The 1945-nt window shown below is 70.2% G+C and carries 1 protein-coding gene; it reads right to left on the reverse strand.

Features of this window, described 5'->3' with window-relative positions; translation table 11 throughout:
- Positions 1–1918, reverse strand: a 1918-nt coding sequence (locus AC3EVP_RS36810) for an MDR/SDR family oxidoreductase (RefSeq protein WP_435138127.1), incomplete at its 3' end; no start/stop codon positions are given.
- Between the last annotated feature and the right edge of the window lie 27 nt (positions 1919–1945).

Genomic DNA, 1945 nt, shown 5'->3' on the forward strand with positions numbered 1-1945 from the left:
ACGGCTGAACACCGCCGCGGCGCAGACGGGACCGACCCGCGCCCTCCAGCTGCTCGGTCATCTCCGAGGTCTGTTCCCACAGGCCCCACGCCAGCGACTGACCAGCCAGATGCCGATCCCGGCGATAGACAGCCAGCGCGTCCAAGAACGCGTTGGCGGCGGCGTAACTGCCTTGCCCCGCGCTGCCCATGACCGCCGCAGCCGACGAATACAGAACGAACCCGGCCAAGCCCGCGTCCTCGGTCAGCTCGTGCAGGTTCCAGGCCGCGTCAGCCTTCGCCGACAGCACCGGTGCCATCCGCTGCGGCGTCAACGACTCCACCGTCGCGTCGTCGATCACACCGGCGGCGTGCACCACTGCCGTCAGCGGCCGGTCGACTGCGATCTTGGCCAGGACCGTGGCGAGGGCGTCACGGTCGGCGGCATCGCCGGCCTCCACCCGGACGTCCGCGCCCAGCTCAGCCAGCTCCGCGACCAGACGCGCCGCGCCCGGTGCGGCCGGGCCGCGTCGCGACAGCAACACCAGATGCCGCATGCCACGGACGGTGACCAGGTGCCGGGCCAACTCCCCGCCCAACGTCCCCGTGCCACCGGTGACCAGGACGGTGCCTTGGGGGTCCCACTGGGCGGGGACGTTCAGTACGACCTTGCCGATGTGCCGGGCAGCTTGCAGATGACGCAGTGCGGCGACCGCCTGCGACAGCTCGAAGCACGTGACCGGCGGCGGCTTCAGTATCCCGGCCTCGAACATGCCGCCGAGCTCCGCGAGCATCTCCCCGACCCGCGGCACACCGGCATCCATCAGATCGAAAGCCCGATAGATCACCCCAGGGTATGTCTGGGCGACCTGCTCGGGGTTGCGGATATCGGTCTTGCCCATCTCGACGAACCGCCCACCACGCGGCAACAACCGCAGCGAGGCATCCGTGAACTCCCCCGCCAGAGCATTAACGACCACGTCCATACCCGCACCACCGGTCACGGCCAAGAACCGCTCACAGAACGCCAGATCGCGTGTCGAGGCGATGTGGCTCTCATCGATGCCCATCGCCCGCAACGCCGCCTGCTTGGCCGGACTCGCGGTGGCGAAGACCTCCAAACCCCATTCCTGCGCCAGCTGCACCGCAGCCGTGCCCACCCCGCCGGTACCGGCATGGATCAGCACCCGTTCCCCCGGACGGACCTGGGCCAGATCCCGCAACGCATAAAACGCGGTCATGAATCCCACCGGCACGGATGCGGCCTGCTGGAACGACCACCCCCGCGGCACCGCAGCCACCAGCCGGCTGTCGACGACCCCGACCGGGCCCCACCCTGGCACCAAACCCATCACCGGCTCACCCACCGCCAGGCCGGTGACTCCGGGACCGGTCTCCAGCACCACGCCCGCGCCTTCCCCACCGAGCATCCGGCCGTCCGCAACCATTCCCAGCCCGGCCACCACATCGCGGAAGTTCACGCCCGCCGCCCGCAGACCCACCCGGACCTGACCCGGCAACAACACAGCGCCCGCCTCGGGAGCATCGACCACCGCCGCACTGCCCAGATCACCCGGCTCCGCCACCTCCACCCGCCAACCCGAACCACCAGGCAACACCAACTCACCCGACGCACCCGCCCGGACCAGCCGACGCCCGAACGCCGCCACAGTCCCATCCCCGGAACTGATGCGGACCTCGGGTTCATCAGCGCCCAAGGCCAGGGCCAGGACGGTGTCCACGTCAACGTCCCGGGTCGGGTCCAGGTCGGTGGCCGGGTCAACGTCGACCAGCAGCACACGCCCCGGATGCTCCGACTGCGCCGAACGCACCAAACCCACCACCGCCGCGCCCGCCAGATCCTGCCCGGTAGCCGCGCCCTGGGTCCAGACCACCAACCGCGCGTTGTCCGTCTCGGGATCGGCCAGCCACTCCTGCACCCAACCCAACACCGTCGCAGCAGCCAA

The organism is Actinacidiphila sp. bgisy144 (assembly GCF_057708105.1).